The organism is Vescimonas sanitatis, assembly GCF_049060325.1.
GTDB lineage: Bacteria > Bacillota > Clostridia > Oscillospirales > Oscillospiraceae > Vescimonas > Vescimonas sanitatis.
Genome location: NZ_JBMGPW010000003.1, coordinates 111,136 through 127,709, shown reverse-complemented (window position 1 = coordinate 127,709; position 16,574 = coordinate 111,136). Strand labels below are relative to the sequence as shown.

The following is a 16,574-nucleotide window of genomic DNA, read 5'->3' as shown; positions in this document are numbered from 1 at the left end:
TTTTTCAAGAGAAGTATAGCACAGGATTATGAACAAATCCACCTCATTTCAGTCTGCTGGCGGCATTGTTTTCCTTGGCAAACTGCCGCGCTGCTTCCCGCCGTTCCTCACTGTATGGGGCGGTCAGACGGAAAGAGAAGCGGCCTTTCTCAATATCAAACTCCATGCAGCCCGTTTCCGGGTCTGCGTCGGTCTGCTGGCAGATCGCCGGATAACGGCGGCTGTATGCAAGCAGACGCTTCTTCAAGGCGGTGTTGTGGGTGCGGATATGGATAAGGGGGTCTTTCTCGTCAAACCAAATGTCGGTGGTCTTTTCCCGCTTGGTAAGCCCTGTTCTCATAAGCTCTCCTTTCTGCGCCCCTGTTATGCAATAGGGGCATTTTTCGGGTGTTTTCTCCGGCTCTTGACTTGGAGAAAACGGCGTTTTTGACGATAAAAACCGCCCGGACGGGGAATGGTTCGTCAGGGCGGCTGTTATCGCAAGATTTCCGATTTTTCCGGCTCTTGACCGTTAAACATAGATTAACTCATGCATTACGATTTCCTCGGCTATCGCCTTGCAGTTGTTCATCAAACCTACCCATTTCATCGGGTCGGCGGCTTTGAGGGCTTCGGTGGCTCCCGCTTCTCTGGCAAGGCGGGGCATGAGGTAGTCCAGCATATCCCGCGCCGCCCGGTCTGTTTCCGCAAGGTGGGGGTATAGCTTCTCGCTGGCTACAAGGGCGGTATAAAGGCGGTGGCGGTATTGTTCCAGATAGGCTTTCCGCAGCCGCCCGTAGTGGCCGATATGGGGCTTTGGGGTAATGGGGCGGTTCCCGTTATCAATCAATCTTCTCATGCGATTTGTTCTCCTTTCTCGTCGTGCTTCTTCCTGTGGTAGTTCTCCCGCCTTGCAGCAAGGAAGTTCTCATACCGGGCTTGGGCTGCGGGGTTTCCGGCTGCGGCTTCCTCGTACATCTTCTGGCGGGATTTCTTGGTGGCTTCCGAGTGGTAAGCCCGCCGCCTTGCAAGCTCGGCGGCTGCGGCGGGGTCGGTTTCCGCTTGGGCTTTCAGTTCTTGGTAGGCGTTCTTCTTCCGGCTCCGGCTGGCTTCAAGGCGTTCTGTTTCCTCTGGCGTGAGGGGCTGTCCCGCGACTTGCGCGGCGGCAAGCTCTTTGAGCGTCCGGGGCTTGGGCGGCTGCGCTGCTTTCTGCCGTTCATACCATGCCTTGTGCTGGCGGTTTTTCCTCTCGCGGTAAGCGGCAAGGCGTTCTGCTTCCTCCGGCGTGAGGTCGGCTCCGGCCTTTTGCAGCGCGGCAAGCTCCTTTAAGGATTTCGGCTTCGGGGGCTTGGGCGGCTCGGCGGCTTTCCGTTTCTTCCGCCATTCCTTTTGCCATGCCCGGTTATGGGCTAACCGCGCTTCGTCTGCCGCCTGTTCCTCCGGGGTCAGCAAGCCCGCTTTCTTCCTCGCGGTAAACTCCCGCTTCTCTGCCTTGCGCTTTTCCTCCCGCGCTTTGGCAAGCTCCTGTGAACGGGCTTCCTTTGCCGCCTGTTCCTCCTGCTGGCGGCGTTGTTCCTCGGCTTCCATTGGGGTAACGATATGGGCGGGGACTTCAAACGCGCCGATGAAGTTGAGGTAAATATCTATCCGCTGGCGGCGGCTGTTCCCGCGCCCCTCGCCCTCATGGACAACCACTTTCTCGATAAACTCGTTGAGCATGGGCGTTGTCAATTCGGAAAAGTCGGTGTAGCGGCTCACAAGCTCGATAAACTTATCTGTTTTCAGCCTGTCGGCGTTCCAGCTCTCGATTGCTTCCTGCCATTGTGCGATAGCGGCTTCCAGCCCGGTCTGTTCCTCGTCATATTCGGCAAGCAGACGGGTAAAGTGCTTATCGGGTATCTTGCCTGTGGCGTTTCCCTCGTACAGCTTTTTTACAAGCCCGTCCAGCTCCTTATACCGCCGCTGCGCCTTGCTCACTTTCTGCCGGTACTCCTTGACGGCATTTTCTTGGTGCTGGTCGGTGGCTTTCCGCACACGCTCGATAAACTCCGCTTCATTGTGCCGTACATACCAGCTCACGCGCTGGATTGCGGCAAGAATGGCGGCTTCCATTTTCGCGGTGGGGATATAGTGCATGGTGCAGTCGCGGGTAAGCTGGCGGTAGCTGGAACACACAAAAGCGTCGTCCAGATACTTGCCTTGCACAAGGCTGCTGCGGTGGGTCAGCTTCGCGCCGCAGTCGGCGCAGTAGAGAAGCCCGGTCAAGCGGTTTGGGGTGTTCTGCCGCTTGGGGGCGCGGCGTTTTGTTCCCATAAGCCGCTGGACGGTGTTCCATGTTTCCTCGTCCACAATGGCGGGGATTTCCCCGTCAAAAATATACTGTTCCTCCGGCGCGGTCTTGCGGGTGCTTTTGGTCTTGTAGTTCTCGCAGACGGTTTTCCCTAAAACCTTGCGCCCTGTGTACTCCGGGCGTTTGAGGATATAGCTGATAGTTGTTGTTGACCATGCGTAGGGGTCTGTGTACTTCGCCGACCGGACGGGTGCGCCTATCCGCTTCCAATGCTCGGACGGGATAGGGATTTTCTCGGCGCGGAGTGCCCTTGCTATGCTGGCGATACTCTCCCCGGCAACAACGCTGTGGAAGATACGGCGCACAACGGCGGCGGCTTCCTCGTCGATTACCCATTCGCCCTTGTTCTCCTTGGACGCAAGGTAGCCATAGCTGACGCTGCCGGAGCAGCGCAAGCCCTTTTCCATTCTCGACTTGAAAACGGTCTTGATTTTCCGGCTGGTGTCGGCAACATACCACTCGTTTATCACATCTCGGAAAATGGACATTATATCAAAGCCGTTGGCGGTATCAAGGTTGTCATTTGCCGCAATAAAGCGTACATGGTACTCGTCAAAGGTGCGCTTCAAAAGCCCCACTTCGACAACATCACGGCCAATCCTGCTTTGGTCTTTGATAATGACCGTAGCCACATTTCCCGCCCGGATTTCTTCCAGCATAGCGTCCAGCCCCGGACGCTTGAAAGTCGTTCCCCGCACTCCGTCATCGGTGAAGTGCCGGATATTCGTAAAGCCGTTCTTTTGGGCGTAGTCCTCCAAAATGCGCTTTTGGTTTTCTATCGACACGCTTTCCCCGGCTCGCTCATCGTCATGGGAAAGACGCTCGTACAGGGCTGTGATTTTTCCCTTGTCCGGCTGTTTCTTCATGGGGTGTAACCTCCTTTCTTGAGGGTGCGCGCTCCCTTTATCCTTATTGTAAATTACCATTTGGGTCGGTCAAGACGTAGGAAGAATGAAGCTGCATTAAATTAGGCTTTACGAAAAACCTTGTCTTGCCGCTGCCGCTGCCGCCGATCACCACGACGTTTTTATTTCTCGCATATTTCGGCTGCTTCGGGCGGCTGTTCATGGTAAGGCGTTCGGTCTGCGTCAAAATGATGTTGTTCTGAAAATCCGGGTCGATGTAGGGCTTTATATCTTCGGCGTTGCCCCAACGTGCGCTGCCGTATTCTGCGCCCTTGCGGTATTTCTTTGCGTTTTTCCCTTTGACATAGACAATCAGACGGATAACCACCGCGCCGACAATGCCGATAAGCAAATCCAACGGGTGAACGCTCGGCAAGGCATTTGAAAACGCTTCGGAAAATCCCTGTGTGATATTGAGTATCTTTTCGGAAATATCCGCGCCGGGGGCAAGCCGCACCGCCTGTCCCACCTTATCAAAGAGATAGACAAAGAACACATAGGGGATATTCGGGATTATCAACTTTTTGTAGTTCATCTGCTTCATATCTCGCGCCCCCTGTCTATTTTCTTTACCTTGTCGCGGGCGGCGTTAAGCTGCTTCGCCTTGTCCTTTGCTGCGGCAAGGGCTTTGCGGATAGAGGGCTTTTTATCCCTGTTCAGCTTCTTTGCGGAAAACTCTTGAAACGCTGCGGTCATAACGTCCGCGTCCCTGCCTTTGAAAAACACAAGGTAACGGGTCTGTTCGCCCTTAACCTTTTTCAGCGAAAAATCTATGTTGTACTTCTTCGCGGTACTCTCAAAGGCTTTGATATTGCTGTCGGTGATCTCGATGTTGGAAACACCCGCATTTTGCTTCATAAGCTGCCGCATGGTCTGTTTCCCATGCGGGGCTTTGCTTTTCTGCTCCAAAAACTTCTTGATTGCTTTCTGCAACGCCTGTTCGGTAAGCCTTGCCGCGCCTTTTCCCACATTGACGGATAGGGCAATCGTTTTTTGGGTTACTTCCTCCTGCAAGGTATCAACTCCTTTCCCGGTAAACTGCGGCTATGCTCATTTGCTGCCGTAAAAGTCGTGATTGACAAGGGCGGTATAGTAGCTGTCAATGGTACTCGGTGCGTTGAACAGCACCGCTTTTAGATACTGCTTGATGTTGCGGATTTTGGTTGTGTTCTCCCTCATGCAGTCCAAAACAAACTCAACGTGGCTGCTATTCAGCTTCATAAACTTTGATTTGACAAGTTCGGCGGGGTAGTCGTCCCCGGCGATACGGATTGTCTTTCGGGCTGTGCAGACGGTTTCCAGCATGATTTCTACAATCTCGTCCAAACGGTCTTTATCCATTTTGGGGTCTTGAATGAGAATGTCATAGTCGATGTTGTCTTTGATGATTTCCCGATAAATCTCTATTGCGCTGTTTGTTTTCGCTTCCGTTCTTTTCCTTTCCGGCGGCGTAGCCGCTTCGTCCTGCTCATAAGGCAAGGGATTTAGGGAATGGAAAGGAATGGAATGGGTACTTGATAAATCAGTAATTGATTGTTCTTTACTTGATATATCTTTATTTAATTGCGTTGGATTTTCCAACGTAGGTTTTTCCAACGTAGGTTTTTCCAACGTTGGATTATCCAATGTTGGATTTTCCAATGTAGGTAAATCCGATGTAGGCGGCTGTTCGCTGCTGGTAGCTGCTTCCGGCTCTTTGGGCTGCGGCTGCTCGTATATGACATAATCCGCACCGCGCAAACGTCCTTTCTCGTCGCGTTCCCGGCTGCGGACGATATATCCGGCTTTTTCAAGTTCTTTGACCGCTTCGCGGATTGCGTCGATCTTCTCCCGGTTGATATGGGATAAGCCCGCAAGGGTATAATCCCAATCTTCGGGCAGCGAAAGCATTTGCGACAACAAGCCCTTTGCCTTTAAGGACAATTCCTTGTTTCGCAAGTGGTGGTTGCTCATAACGGTATATCCCGTATTTCGCTCCACTCTGAAAACTGCCATATTTCCTCACTTCCTCTCTTGGTATGCGTGGACAATTAGAAAGCCGTTTTCGGCTGTTTTGGTATTGCAATATGCCCTTTGCCGTTTTCGCGTCTGCAAAGCCGCATGGCACAAGGGCTTTTGCCCGTCTATTTGTCCATGCTGGCGTGCGTTTTCCGCGTCCTTTTGCCGGGGCAATAGGGACACTCTTTGAAAACGCAAAACTCATATTTCCACCCGGGGCGGTAGAAACGGCAAGTGCCGCAATCTTCATCATCTCCGGCACAACCGGATTGATAGCGGTCAAATCCCGGCTTCTGCTGCATGAGCAATTCAAACGCCCGCTGCTTGCCCTTTGTGAAATACATTCCGGCTGCACCTCCTTTCCTGCGGGCATAAAAAAACGGCGTTACTTTCTCCCCCAAAGGGGTTAAGGTAACGCCGTTTGTGTGCGTATTCAGTTTTTAACACATTCCCTGTCTATCCGCTGTCCGCAAAACCATTGATTTTATTAGCTTTTTGCCGCTATCGCTATCACACCTCATTATTCAATCGCCCAGCCTTTGAACAGATGATGGATGACATGAGCAACGGCGACATCGCCGTCATCATCACAAAGGATCTTTCCCGCCTTGGAAGAAACCAACTGCACACCGGTCTTTATATCGAGGAGATATTCCCTTCCAATGATGTGCGCTACATCGCTGTCAACGACAATGTTGACACCAAGTATGAAAACAGCAACGAGCTGATGCCTTTCAAGAATTTGTTCAATGAGTGGCACGTGCGGGACTGCAGCCGCAAGGTGCGGAATGTAGTGAACGCCAAGGCACAGCGGGGAATCCGGGTGGGGACACGAGCTCCTTACGGCTACCGCAAGGGTGCAACCAAGGACTCTCCTCTGTTGGTGGATGAGGAGGCGGCGGCTGTCGTCAAACGCATCTTCGCCATGTGCGCCGGCGGAATGGGACCAGCCTAGATTGCAAAGCAGCTCAAGAAAGAATGCATCTACAGTCCATCCATGTACGCCTATACGAAATTCGGCACATCCCATTCCGGGCTGAATGCAGAGCGGCCCTACAACTGGACTGGCGACATGGTGGCGGATATGCTTCAGAACATGGTCTACCTTGGGCACACGGTCAACCTTCGCTACAGCACCAAGTCCTACAAGGACAAAAAACGATGTGAACGCCCCAAATCAGAGTGGCTTATCTTTGAGAATACTCATGAAGAGCTGGTGGATCAGGAAACCTGGGATATCGTACAGGAGGTGCGATCTCATAAGCGCCGCCGCACGAATATGGATGAGCAGAATATGTTCTCTGGATTGGTGTATTGTGCGGACTGCGGTAAGCCCATGGTATTGCACCGGGCGCACACCATGAAGCCGGAACAGAATCATTTCACCTGCCGCACCTACAAGAAGGACGGGGCAGAAGTGTGTAGCGCTCACTATATCCGGGAAGTGGCACTGAAGGAAATCGTGCTGGAAACAATCCGCAGAGCCACAGAGTTTGCCAGGAGCGACCCGGAGCGGTTCGCCGCATATATTCAGCAAAAGCAATCTACTGAGGTGGCAAAGGAGATCCGGGGGTTGGAACGGGAATTGTCCACGATGCGGAAACGGGATGGCGAACTGGATGTAGTGTTCAAGCGGATGTATGAGGACAGCGCCTTGGGACGGGTGAGCAATGAGCAGTTCCGTTTGCTGTCTGAGGCATACTCCAAGGAGAAAGCGCAGCTGGCCGAAGCCATCCCTGCCACGGAGGAGCGCCTGGAGAAACTACGCAGTAGCATGGCCAACGCCAAGAACTTCATCGCCAAGGCCAGAAAGTTCACCGACATGACGGAACTGACCCCGGAACTGCTCCGCACCTTTGTGGCGAAAATCATCGTGTATGAGAAAGAGGTCAAATACTCCAAGCACGCACCGCAGAAGATCCACATCTGTTTTCGGGACTTCAACCTCAACGAGACAGACGATATGCTTCTATGCGGAGAGACAACAGAAAAGGCAGACAGTACAATTGCACTGCCTGCCTAATCCGAGGACACGCTTCAAGGTACCCCTATCAGGAGTAGCGGAAGGCGGTCTCTTTTTTATGTTTTGTTGGGGGGCGCCGCCACGGCGGCGGAAGATGCTGCGCCTGCGGGCGCGGGGGGAGAGTTTCGCGCTCCCGAGCGCGAGTTACTTTTGTCCCCGGCGACAAAAGTAACCAAAAGCGCCACTTGAAACTACGTTTCAAGACTTCCTTGCGCGGGGAGGGTAAGTGCAAATTTGACGGTGCTGATTTCGCGGAATGGGCACGGTGGGTGTCGTTGTCGGTTCAGGGGATTGCTTGTACCTCTTGCGCCGCTGCCGCTGATGCGGTGTGGAGGTAGGGGCTGGTGTGTTGGACGCATGGGCGATTATCAAATCGCGCCAAAGCCGCCCCGAGGGCGGCTTTGGTAGGTGGCGGCTGACGCCGCCGAGTATGGGGGGGGTACCGCCTGCGGGGGGGGGGACCCCTCATCCGCCCCCTGCGGGGGCACCTTCAGCTGTGCACACCCCCAGTGTGTACCCCAAGGGCACTTGCTTCGCGGCGCGCACTGGGGTGCCCTCGAGGGGAAGGCTAACGAGGACGTGTCCTTTGATGATATAAGTTTGGTTAATGGTTGGTACGCGGATTTGTTATGCCGACATCTGGATATTCCCGTTGCCTTTCGCGACACTTTCTGGTAAGATGGTCGTACAACAGAGCCTGCGCGCCAAAAAACTTTCCCAACAAGAAATTTTGCGGCACACAGGCCCGGGAGAGAAATATGTGAGCCATAGAAGGAGGAACCGCCATGAAGAGACGACTGCTCCCCATCCTGATGACCCTGGTATTGGTATGCGCGCTGCCCATATGGGCAGCTTTTGTTACATCGGGGGATGTAACAAATCCCCTGGTGTGCACCGCCGCCGCGACGGAGCCGACCTTGCAGGGGATGATAGACAAGGCAAACGCTGGCGATACGATTACATTGAATTCCAATACGGAGATCGCTGCCACGCTGCAAATTACAAAAAACCTGACCCTCGACCTGAACGGCTGTACATTGAGGATGACCGGTACCGGCAGTGTGCTCAAGGTGAGTGGCCGTGCGACCCTGACCATACAGGACAGCAGCGCGGAGGGCACCGGCACCATCACCGGCGGTAATGCCGAGTATGGCGGCGGCGTGTACGTTGATGATTATGCGGCACTGAAAATGACCGGTGGATGTATTACGGGTTGCCATGCGAGTAGAGGTGGCGGCGGTATATATTCTTCCGGGAATCTGTACATGGGCGGAACGGCTAAGATCGAGAAGTGCACAGGAAGTGACGATGCGATTTGGAACAGGGAGAATAGTGACATATATGCCGATGGCGGTACAGTGGATGGTACGGTGAACAATCAGGGCACGATCAAGCGTAGCGAAGGCGCCGCTGCCGTGACGGTTTTTAACGGAACTGTGTATAATAGGTCAGCAGGTAAGATTGAAGCCGGAATATATGGAATATATAATGGGACAGTGGAGAACAATGGAACGATCACCGGTGGCACTTTTTACGGTGCAGTGATGATTCGAAAGGGCTCTTTGAGTTGGGTGAGTACTGGAAGCATTAGCGGCGGCACGTTCTACGGCTCGATCGTAAATGAGGCAGGGCCTGAACAGGTCACCGGCGGCACCTTCGCGGTGCGCTTTGATACGGGCGACGGCACGAAGCCTGAGCCGACGCTGGTGCCATGGAACGGCAAGGTGGCCAAACCCACTGATGATCCCACCAAGTCGGGGTATACATTTATCGGCTGGGAGGATGCAGACGGCGCGTATGATTTCAGCAAGTCGGTCATCGCCCCGCTGACCCTCACGGCCAAGTGGGAGAAGAATCCCTCCTCCGGCGGCTATTACTACTACCCCACAACCGACACCAAGACCGACGACACCAAGGGCAGCCCCAAGACCGCCGACCCCGGCGCGGCGCTGTATGGCGCGCTGGCACTCCTGTCCCTGACGGGCATGGTGGCGCTCAACGGGAAAAAGAGATAAAGAACGACGGAAAGGGAGCACCCCGCAGGGGTGCTCCCTTTTTTGGGACTGGAGGGGTTACGCCGCTGCGGCGGCTACACCTCATCCGTCACGGCTTCGCCGTGCCACCTGTCTCCCTGCGGGTCGGTCGGTCCGCGGATCTGACAGGCCACCGGCCTGTCATTCAACACCGCGGACCTCCAGGGGGAAGGTTTGGGGGCTATTCCGCGTCCACGTAGACGACCTCGAGGCCGCAGCGCAGGGCGTATTCCACCGTGCGGCGGGTGCCGCCGTCCTGACCGTCGAACACGGCGATGAGGCGGGCGGCGTGGTCCACCATGTAGCGGTTGCGGCGCTGCATACAGCCGGGGCCGTAGCGGTCCTGGACCACCGTTTCAAAGTCGCAGCGGTCCACGATGGCGTGCCAGCGGGCCTGCTGGTCCGGCGTCCAGCCGCCGCACTGGCTGGGGCAGGGGATGGCGGCCTCCAGCGTCAGGTCCGGGTATTGGGGACGCAGGGCCAGGACGATCTCGGCGCAGTAGGTGTCCACGCCGCGGGCCATGCCGCAGATGAAGTGGCGGAAGCCGTCGTCACAGGCGGCGCAGACCGCCCGGCGCAGGCGCTGCTTCAGCTGGGCGCAGCGGGGATCGCATTCGTCATAGCCCCAGGGGAGCTTCTCCGGACGGTAGCCGGAAAAGCATACGGTCATCTGCCGTGCGGGCATGGGTCTCACCGCCTTTCTTACGGTATATTGTAAACGAAAACCGCGCCGCTGTAAAGCCGAAAATCGGTATTGACATCCGCGGGGCGGCGTGGTACTATACTTGTCGAAAACAACCGCATATTTGTCTTCGGGGCGGGGTGAAAGTCCCCACCGGCGGTATAGTCCGCGAGCTGCTGCGGCAGCAGGAACCGGCGCAATTCCGGTACCGACAGTATAGTCTGGATGAGAGAAGGCGTGTATGGCATTTTGCGATGCTCTTTTTTGATGCGTACACCTTGGAAGGCAATTTTCCGGGTGTTTATCATCAAGAAGGAGTGTTTTTTTATGACTCAGAAGCAAAAGACCCATCGTATCGCGGTGGCCGCACTGCTGGCGGCGGTGGCCGCCGTCCTCCAGTTCGTGGAGTTCTCCATCCCCGTCATGCCCGCCTTTATCAAGCTGGACATCTCCGACCTGCCCGCCCTGCTGGGCACGTTCTCCCTCGGCCCCGTCTACGGCGTCGCCATCCAGCTGGTGAAGAACCTGCTGCACCTGCCCTTCGGCTCCAGCGCCGGCGTGGGCGAGCTGTCCAATTTCCTGCTGGGCGCGGTGTTCGCGTTTATTGCGGGTATTGTCTACAAGAAGCACAAGAACCGGGGCGGGGCGCTGTGGGGCTCCGTGGCCGGGGCCGCCGCCATGGCGGTCATCAGCATACCCATCAACTATTTCATCGTCTATCCCGCCTATGTGGTGCTGTACGGCCTGCCGCTGGAGGCCATTGTGGGGATGTATCAGGAGATCCTGGGGACGGTGGCGCAGGTGCCGACCTCCAACGCGCTGCTGAACTGCCTGATGGTGTTCAACGTGCCGTTCACACTGTGCAAGGGATTGCTGGACGTGGCGCTGTGCTTCCTGATCTACAAACCGCTGAGCCCGCTGCTGCATAAATAAGAAAAAGAAATCCCCCCGGCTTCGCCGGGGGGATTTTATATGGGGGTGTGAAGCGTCGCCGGGGGGATGGTTTTATGTGGGCGGCGTGAGGTTTTGCAGCTCACACGCCCAGCTTTTCCAGGGCGGCCAGCTTCAGGCAGGTGCAGAACACGGCGATGGCCTGCTCCAGCTCCGCCACCGGCGGCAGGGAGGGAGCGATGCGGATGTTGCTGTCCTGGGGGTCCTTGCCGTAGGGGAAGGTGGCACCGGCACCGGTCATGGTGACGCCGGCCTCCTTGCACAGGGCAAGGGTGCGCTTGGCGCAGCCGGGCATGACGTCCACGCTGACAAAGTAGCCGCCCACGGGGCGCTTGTAGCCGGCGATGCCCAGCGGGGCGATCTCCTTGTCCAGAGCGTCCAGCACCGCGTGGAATTTGGGGGCCAGGATGGCGGCGTGCTGCTTCATCAGGGCCAGGGTGTGGGCCTTGTCCTTCAGGAACAGAACGTGGCGCAGCTGGTTGATCTTGTCGAAGCCGATGGTCTGGATGTTGATGAGCTTGGAGAAGTAGGCGATGTTGTCGGCGCTGGATGCCATGACGCCCACGCCGGCACCGGGGAAGGTGACCTTGCTGGTGGAGGCGAACTCGTAGACCATGTCGGCATTGCCGTACTTCGCGCACAGGCTGATGATGTCGGGGAATTCCACATAGTCGCAGTCGAACTCGTGGATGCAGTAGGCGTTGTCCCACATGAGCATAAAGTCGGGGGCGGCGGGCTTCATCTTCGCCAGACGGTCGATGGTCGCGGCGGAGTAGATCACGCCCTCGGGGTTGGAGTACTTGGGGACATTCCACATACCCTTGACGGCGGGGTCCTTGATGAGGGCCTCTACCTGGTCCATGTCGGGGCCGTCGGCGGTCATGGGGACGGAGATCATCTCTACGCCGAAGCTCTCGGTGACCTTGAAGTGGCGGTCATAGCCGGGAACGGGGCAGATCCATTTGACCTTGTCCAGCTTGCACCAGGGCTTTTCGCTGTGGAGCAGACCGTGGGTGAAAGCCTTGGATACGGCGTCGTACATCAGCTGGAGGCTGGCGTTGCCGCCCACGAACACCTGCTCGGGCTTGCAGCCCAGAATGTCGGCAAACAGCCTTCTGGCCGCGGGGATACCCGCCACCTCGCCGTAGTTGCGGACGTCGATGCCGTCGGAGACAAAGTCCTCCGGCTTGGTCAGCAGACTGAAAATGGGTGTGACCAGGTCCAGCTGGGCCTTGCCGGGCTTGCCACGGGCCATATTCAGGCTGAGACCCATGGCCTTGAGCTTTTCGTATTCCACCTGCACGGCGGCGTATTCGGCCTGACGCTCCTGAAGGCTCATGTCTGTATATTTCTTCATTGCATTTTCCTCCGTTTCCTTGTGTTCCATGCGGATTTCTTGCGAATTATACTACACTATTTGCACAAAAATTGCAACCACAATTTGTGAATATCGCAGAAGAGAATTTCTCCAGGCGGGTGGGAGGTACCGTATATTTTGACAAAAAAGTGCCGCCGCGGCCAGGGGGGGGTGTGCCGCGGCGGCAAAGACAGGGAGCGTTATTGGGCGGAGACATCCTCCGCTTCCTTTTCCAGCAGGGCCTTTTTGGCGGCCACGGCGGATTGGGCGCAGCCGTATTCCCAGTTCCACGGGTCTTTCCGGCAGACACCATCGGCAAAAGGAACGAAGATGGACAGCAGGCCCACGGCGGCCAGGATCCAGCAGTACCACATACCGCCCACGATGGCGGCGGGGCTGGTGTGCAGGGCGTCGGAGGTCACGGTGGCGTTGGCCAGGGCGGCGGCGCTCAGCAGCTGCGCGCCGTAGGGGATGATGCCCTGGAACACGCAGGAGAAGATGTCCAGCAGGGAGGCGGTGCGGCGGGGATCCACCTTGTATTCATGGGACACGTCACGGGCCATGTCGCCGGCCACGATGATGGCCACGGTGTTGTTGGCGGTGGCGCAGTCGCACAGGGAGACCATGGCGGCGATGCCGACCTGGGCGGACTTGTTGCCCTTCATGACTTTCCGCAGCTTCTGGATGATCCAGGCGATGCCGCCGTTTTTGGCGATGAGTTCCGACATACCGCCGCACAGCAGCGTCAGGAAGAATACCTCGTTCATGCCGGTGAAGCCGTCCCACACGCTCTGGGCGAAGGCGGCAATGGTCAGATCACCGCAGCAGATGCCCACCAGACCGGCGGAGAAGATGCCCACGGTCAGGGCCAGGAACACGTTGAGCCCGCACAGGGCCAGGACCAGCACCAGCACGTAGGGCAGAACCTTGATGAGATCGAAGGGCAGGGCCTCCAGGGGCATGACCGTCTCCGGACGGCCGAAGATCAGCAGGAGGACCAGGGTGATCAGTGCCGCCGGCAGAGCGATGAGGAAGTTGACACGGAACTTGTCGCGCATTTCGCAGCGCTGGCTGCGGGTGGCGGCAATGGTGGTGTCGGAGATCATGGAGAGGTTGTCGCCGAACATGGCGCCGCCCACCACGGCACCGATGACCACGGTGAGGGACAGGCCGCCTTTTTCCGCAATACCCACGGCGATGGGGATCACGGCGGTGACGGTACCCATGGAGGAGCCGGTGGCGGTGCCCATAAAGGCGGAGATGACGAACAGACCGGCGGCCAGGAATTCCACCGGCACCAGGGACAGGCCCAGATTTACCGTGGATTCGCGGCCGCCCATGACCGCCGCCACGTTGGCGAAGGCGCCGGCCAGAATGTAGATCATCAGCATGGTGAGGATGTCCACGTTGGCGGCACCCTTGGCAAAGGTGTCGAACTTCTCGTTAATGGTGCCCTTGAACATGATAAAGGCCGCCAGCACCGCCAGGAACATGGCGGTGACGGAGGGGAACTGGTAAAAGGCCATCTCCATACCCTTTACCTGGTAGTAAATACCGGCGCCCATGTAGATGACGATGAACATCGCGAAGGGGAGCAGCGCCAGCCCACTGGGCCGCTTTTCGTTGAGGTTTTTCATAGCTGGTATCCTTTCTTTCTATCCAAACAGCGCCTGCGGCGCAGAAAATGTCCGCGCTGCGAGGACAGCGCGGGCATCCACAAATCGTATGGTATCGTAAAAGGAAACTTTTGTCAATGAGTATTTTAAAAAATTGCGCCATCTGGCTATCTGAGAAATCGATAGCAGACCTACCTCCGGCGGATATCGTATATATCCGTCCGGCGGGCGGAGAGGATAGGCAGCTGCTGCCGGACGGCATCCACCCGGGAGAGATCCAGGTCGACGACGGCGGTTTCCTCGCCGCTGCCGCATTCATGCAGCACCGTGCCCCAGGGGTCGCAGATCAGGGAGTGGCCCCAGGCCACATAGGAGGCGGCCTCGTCCCGGGCGGGGGCGGCACCCACGGTGAAGCACTGGTTATCTACCGCACGCTGACGCAGGAGCAGTTCCCAGTGGGCGGGGCCGGTGGTCATGTTGAAGGCTGCCGGGGCCAGCAAGACCCGGGCACCCTCCAGAGCCATGAGGCGGCACAGCTCCTCGAACCGCAGGTCAAAGCAGATGCACAGGCCTATTCTGCCATAGGGCGTGTCGAAGAGGGTGATATCGCTCCCCGGCGACAGGGTGGCGGACTCGCGGAAGGACTGGCCGCCCTGCACGTCGATGTCGAACAGGTGCATTTTCCGGTGGCGGGCCACGCAGGTGCCTGTGGGGTCGAAAACGTAGGCGGTGTTATAGATCTTGTCACCGTCCAGCTCGGGGAGGGAGCCGCCCACCAGCCAGAGCCTTAGCTCCCGTGCGGTGCGGGAGAGCATCTGATATGCCGGACCGCCCTCAGGCTCGCCGTAGGCGCGGAAACAGGCGTTGTCGTAGGGGCAGCAGAACATCTCCGGCAGGATGGCCATGTCGGCGCCGCGGACGGAGCGCAGCAGGTCTTCCGCGTGGCGGAGGTTGGCGGCTTTGTCGGCGGTGACGTGCATTTGAATTTGTGCCAGCTTCATGGGGGTCCCTCCTTAATACTCGCGCAGGACCAGCTCGGTGACGCCCTCACTGATACTGACAAGTCGTTTCACTTGACTGCGCTTGTTGTACACCGTCCACAGCATATCCCGGATGGCGGTGCCGCCCCGGTAGCCGTGGATGAGGCGCAGGCGGTAGACACCGCCGCCGCAGCGGCGCAGCGCCGCGTCGATGGCGATCTGCGCCTGGTACGTATTCATGCCGTGGAGATCCAGCTCCATCACGCCGCCCACCATATTGAGCACCTCCGAACTTTTGTTGCTTTTATGATACCGCAAAAGCGTTGAGTTTGCAAGGTGGACGTGGTATAATACGTCACAAATAGGATACATTTGTGAGGCAATTATGAGAATTCTGGTACTTTCCGATTCCCACGGGAATGTGGACAATATGGCCCGCGCGGTGGAGCTGACAGCGCCGGACCGGGTGCTGCACCTGGGGGACTGCCAGCGGGACCTGACGGCCCTGCGGGCGCGGTTCCCGGCGCTGCCCATGGAGGGTGTGCCGGGCAACTGTGATTGGGGCAGCTGCGACCAGCCGGAATGGCTGCTGGAGATCGGCGGCGTGCGGATCTTTGCGCTGCACGGGCACACGCGGAACGTGAAGCGTTCGCCTATGGCCGCCATGTACGCGGCGAAGGAGTACGGTGCACAGGTGCTGCTGTTCGGACATACCCATGTGCCGCTGGTGGACAACGACGGCTCACTGCTGACGCTGAACCCCGGCGCGGCAGGGGATCCACTGCATCCTACCTGCGGCGTGCTGACCATCGAAAACGGCAGGGCTGATGTGTCCACCCTGCGGCTGTGAAGGGAGTGAAGGCCATGTTCTATATCGGGTGTCATCTGTCCGCCTCAGACGGCTTTTTGGCCATGGGCAGGACGGCCCTGTCCATCGGGGCCAACACGTTTCAGTTTTTCACCCGCAATCCACGGGGCAGCAAGGCCAAGGCCATCGACCCGGCGGATGTGGCGGCGTTTCTGGCGCTGGCGGCGGAAAACGAATTCGGCACACTGGTGGCCCACGCGCCGTATACCATCAATCCCTGCTCCAAGGATGAGCACACCCGGGAGTTTGCCCGCATGACGCTTGCGGACGACCTGAAGCGGATGGAGCACCTGCCCGGCAACGTGTACAACTTCCATCCCGGCAGCCACACCGGGCAGGGTATGGAGACGGGTATTGCCCAGATCGCGGAGACGCTGAACGCCATCCTTACGCCGGGCCTCCGCACCACCGTCCTGCTGGAGACCATGTCCGGCAAGGGCAGTGAGGTGGGCAGCCGGTTCGAGGAGCTGCGGGAGATCATCGACCGGGTGGCACTGTCGGATAAGCTGGGGGTGTGTCTGGACACCTGCCATGTGTCCGACGCGGGGTACGACATCGCGGACGACTTGGACGGGGTGTTGACGGAGTTCGACCGGGTCATCGGTCTGGAGAGACTGAAGGCAGTGCACATCAACGACAGTCTGAACCCACGGGGCGCCCACAAGGATCGCCACGCCCGCATCGGTGAGGGCTGTCTGGGCGCGGAGGCGCTGGGCCGGGTGGTGCGGCATCCCGCATTGCAGGGGCTGCCCTTTGTGCTGGAGACGCCCAATGAACTGGCGGGCTACGCACGGGAGATCGCACTGCTGAAGGCGCTGCGGGAGGGATGACC

Annotated in this window: 16 protein-coding genes, 2 pseudogenes and 1 riboswitch; of the genes and pseudogenes, 6 read left to right on the top strand and 12 right to left on the bottom strand. The window is 57.7% G+C overall.

Translation table 11 applies throughout. The annotated features are described in order from the left end of the window. Positions 1–43: 43 nt before the first annotated feature. The 7 genes and pseudogenes from ACOMDU_RS05355 to ACOMDU_RS13830 all read right to left on the bottom strand — a co-directional run bounded on the left by ACOMDU_RS05355 (position 44) and on the right by ACOMDU_RS13830 (position 5,229). The gene (locus tag ACOMDU_RS05355) at positions 44–340 is read right to left on the bottom strand and encodes a hypothetical protein (RefSeq protein WP_117534722.1); all 297 of its coding nucleotides are present in this window, start codon (positions 338–340) and stop codon (positions 44–46) included. Positions 341–511: 171 nt separating this feature from the next. Beyond that, positions 512–838, bottom strand: a complete 327-nt coding sequence (locus ACOMDU_RS05350; RefSeq protein WP_117534721.1) for a TnpV protein — start codon at positions 836–838, stop codon at positions 512–514. Beyond that, positions 835–2,091, bottom strand: a complete 1,257-nt coding sequence (locus tag ACOMDU_RS13845) for a DUF4368 domain-containing protein (protein ID WP_463669943.1) — start codon at positions 2,089–2,091, stop codon at positions 835–837. The genes ACOMDU_RS05350 and ACOMDU_RS13845 overlap by 4 nt, the downstream gene beginning before the upstream one ends. Next, positions 2,074–2,640 (bottom strand): annotated as a pseudogene (locus tag ACOMDU_RS13840) (recombinase family protein); the annotation flags it as partial. The pseudogene ACOMDU_RS13840 and the gene ACOMDU_RS13845, both read right to left, overlap by 18 nt. Positions 2,641–2,769: 129 nt before the next feature. Beyond that, positions 2,770–3,778: pseudogene (locus ACOMDU_RS13835) on the bottom strand (recombinase family protein); the annotation flags it as partial. Further along, positions 3,775–4,248 carry a PcfB family protein gene (locus ACOMDU_RS05335; RefSeq protein WP_006775667.1) on the bottom strand — a complete coding sequence of 158 codons (474 nt, stop codon included), beginning with the start codon at positions 4,246–4,248 and terminating at the stop codon, positions 3,775–3,777. The pseudogene ACOMDU_RS13835 and the gene ACOMDU_RS05335, both read right to left, overlap by 4 nt. A 36-nt stretch (positions 4,249–4,284) precedes the next feature. After that, positions 4,285–5,229, bottom strand: coding sequence for a DUF6017 domain-containing protein (locus ACOMDU_RS13830; RefSeq protein WP_055143522.1), 945 nt, complete (start codon positions 5,227–5,229; stop codon positions 4,285–4,287). A 424-nt stretch (positions 5,230–5,653) separates the two neighbouring features. Between ACOMDU_RS13830 and ACOMDU_RS05315 the strand changes: the two genes are divergently transcribed. The 3 genes from ACOMDU_RS05315 to ACOMDU_RS05305 all read left to right on the top strand — a co-directional run bounded on the left by ACOMDU_RS05315 (position 5,654) and on the right by ACOMDU_RS05305 (position 9,270). Further along, positions 5,654–6,187: a recombinase family protein gene (locus tag ACOMDU_RS05315; protein WP_421129416.1), complete on the top strand. Its 534-nt coding sequence runs from the start codon at positions 5,654–5,656 to the stop codon at positions 6,185–6,187. Next, entirely contained in the window at positions 6,188–7,255 is a 1,068-nt protein-coding gene (locus ACOMDU_RS05310; RefSeq protein ID WP_421129474.1) for a recombinase zinc beta ribbon domain-containing protein, read from the top strand. A 785-nt stretch (positions 7,256–8,040) separates the two neighbouring features. Then, the gene (locus ACOMDU_RS05305) at positions 8,041–9,270 is read left to right on the top strand and encodes an InlB B-repeat-containing protein (RefSeq protein WP_421129414.1); all 1,230 of its coding nucleotides are present in this window, start codon (positions 8,041–8,043) and stop codon (positions 9,268–9,270) included. Positions 9,271–9,469: 199 nt separating this feature from the next. Here the strand turns inward: ACOMDU_RS05305 and ACOMDU_RS05300 are convergent, their stop codons facing one another. Beyond that, positions 9,470–9,973: an SLOG family protein gene (locus ACOMDU_RS05300; protein ID WP_421129413.1), complete on the bottom strand. Its 504-nt coding sequence runs from the start codon at positions 9,971–9,973 to the stop codon at positions 9,470–9,472. A gap of 119 nt (positions 9,974–10,092) precedes the next feature. Further along, positions 10,093–10,211: riboswitch (FMN riboswitch) on the top strand. A gap of 86 nt (positions 10,212–10,297) precedes the next feature. Here ACOMDU_RS05300 and ACOMDU_RS05295 point away from each other — a divergent pair. Then, positions 10,298–10,903, top strand: a complete 606-nt coding sequence (locus ACOMDU_RS05295) for an ECF transporter S component (protein ID WP_421129412.1) — start codon at positions 10,298–10,300, stop codon at positions 10,901–10,903. 100 nt (positions 10,904–11,003) lie between these two features. On the opposite strand, the gene ACOMDU_RS05290 is transcribed toward ACOMDU_RS05295, so the two are convergent. The 4 genes from ACOMDU_RS05290 to ACOMDU_RS05275 all read right to left on the bottom strand — a co-directional run bounded on the left by ACOMDU_RS05290 (position 11,004) and on the right by ACOMDU_RS05275 (position 15,150). Beyond that, positions 11,004–12,278 carry an aspartate aminotransferase type Ic gene (locus ACOMDU_RS05290; protein WP_421129410.1) on the bottom strand — a complete coding sequence of 425 codons (1,275 nt, stop codon included), beginning with the start codon at positions 12,276–12,278 and terminating at the stop codon, positions 11,004–11,006. A 200-nt stretch (positions 12,279–12,478) separates the two neighbouring features. Further along, on the bottom strand, positions 12,479–13,915 hold the full coding sequence (locus ACOMDU_RS05285; RefSeq protein WP_421129408.1) for a Na+/H+ antiporter NhaC family protein: 1,437 nt from the start codon (positions 13,913–13,915) through the stop codon (positions 12,479–12,481). A gap of 170 nt (positions 13,916–14,085) precedes the next feature. Continuing rightward, positions 14,086–14,895 carry a carbon-nitrogen hydrolase family protein gene (locus tag ACOMDU_RS05280; protein ID WP_421129406.1) on the bottom strand — a complete coding sequence of 270 codons (810 nt, stop codon included), beginning with the start codon at positions 14,893–14,895 and terminating at the stop codon, positions 14,086–14,088. Positions 14,896–14,907: 12 nt separating this feature from the next. After that, on the bottom strand, positions 14,908–15,150 hold the full coding sequence (locus tag ACOMDU_RS05275) for a Smr/MutS family protein (RefSeq protein WP_022135117.1): 243 nt from the start codon (positions 15,148–15,150) through the stop codon (positions 14,908–14,910). Between the two features lie 109 nt (positions 15,151–15,259). On the opposite strand from ACOMDU_RS05275, the gene ACOMDU_RS05270 reads away from it, so the two are divergent. Together ACOMDU_RS05270 and ACOMDU_RS05265 are read left to right on the top strand one after the other, a co-directional pair. Then, entirely contained in the window at positions 15,260–15,724 is a 465-nt protein-coding gene (locus ACOMDU_RS05270) for a YfcE family phosphodiesterase (protein ID WP_421129404.1), read from the top strand. A 14-nt stretch (positions 15,725–15,738) separates the two neighbouring features. Next, positions 15,739–16,572, top strand: coding sequence for a deoxyribonuclease IV (locus tag ACOMDU_RS05265; protein ID WP_421129403.1), 834 nt, complete (start codon positions 15,739–15,741; stop codon positions 16,570–16,572). The last annotated feature ends 2 nt before the right edge of the window (positions 16,573–16,574 follow it).

What these genes read in the sequence shown, in the direction of transcription:
- ACOMDU_RS05355 (WP_117534722.1), bottom strand. Translation starts at nt 340, where the DNA reads ATGAGAACAGGGCTTACCAAGCGGGAAAAGACCACCGACATTTGGTTT.
- ACOMDU_RS05285 (WP_421129408.1), bottom strand. Translation starts at nt 13,915, where the DNA reads ATGAAAAACCTCAACGAAAAGCGGCCCAGTGGGCTGGCGCTGCTCCCC.
- ACOMDU_RS13845 (WP_463669943.1), bottom strand. Translation starts at nt 2,091, where the DNA reads ATGGAAGCCGCCATTCTTGCCGCAATCCAGCGCGTGAGCTGGTATGTA.
- ACOMDU_RS05295 (WP_421129412.1), top strand. Translation starts at nt 10,298, where the DNA reads ATGACTCAGAAGCAAAAGACCCATCGTATCGCGGTGGCCGCACTGCTG.
- ACOMDU_RS05290 (WP_421129410.1), bottom strand. Translation starts at nt 12,278, where the DNA reads ATGAAGAAATATACAGACATGAGCCTTCAGGAGCGTCAGGCCGAATAC.
- ACOMDU_RS05300 (WP_421129413.1), bottom strand. Translation starts at nt 9,973, where the DNA reads ATGCCCGCACGGCAGATGACCGTATGCTTTTCCGGCTACCGTCCGGAG.
- ACOMDU_RS05305 (WP_421129414.1), top strand. Translation starts at nt 8,041, where the DNA reads ATGAAGAGACGACTGCTCCCCATCCTGATGACCCTGGTATTGGTATGC.
- ACOMDU_RS05350 (WP_117534721.1), bottom strand. Translation starts at nt 838, where the DNA reads ATGAGAAGATTGATTGATAACGGGAACCGCCCCATTACCCCAAAGCCC.
- ACOMDU_RS13830 (WP_055143522.1), bottom strand. Translation starts at nt 5,229, where the DNA reads ATGGCAGTTTTCAGAGTGGAGCGAAATACGGGATATACCGTTATGAGC.
- ACOMDU_RS05280 (WP_421129406.1), bottom strand. Translation starts at nt 14,895, where the DNA reads ATGAAGCTGGCACAAATTCAAATGCACGTCACCGCCGACAAAGCCGCC.
- ACOMDU_RS05270 (WP_421129404.1), top strand. Translation starts at nt 15,260, where the DNA reads ATGAGAATTCTGGTACTTTCCGATTCCCACGGGAATGTGGACAATATG.
- ACOMDU_RS05275 (WP_022135117.1), bottom strand. Translation starts at nt 15,150, where the DNA reads ATGGTGGGCGGCGTGATGGAGCTGGATCTCCACGGCATGAATACGTAC.
- ACOMDU_RS05265 (WP_421129403.1), top strand. Translation starts at nt 15,739, where the DNA reads ATGTTCTATATCGGGTGTCATCTGTCCGCCTCAGACGGCTTTTTGGCC.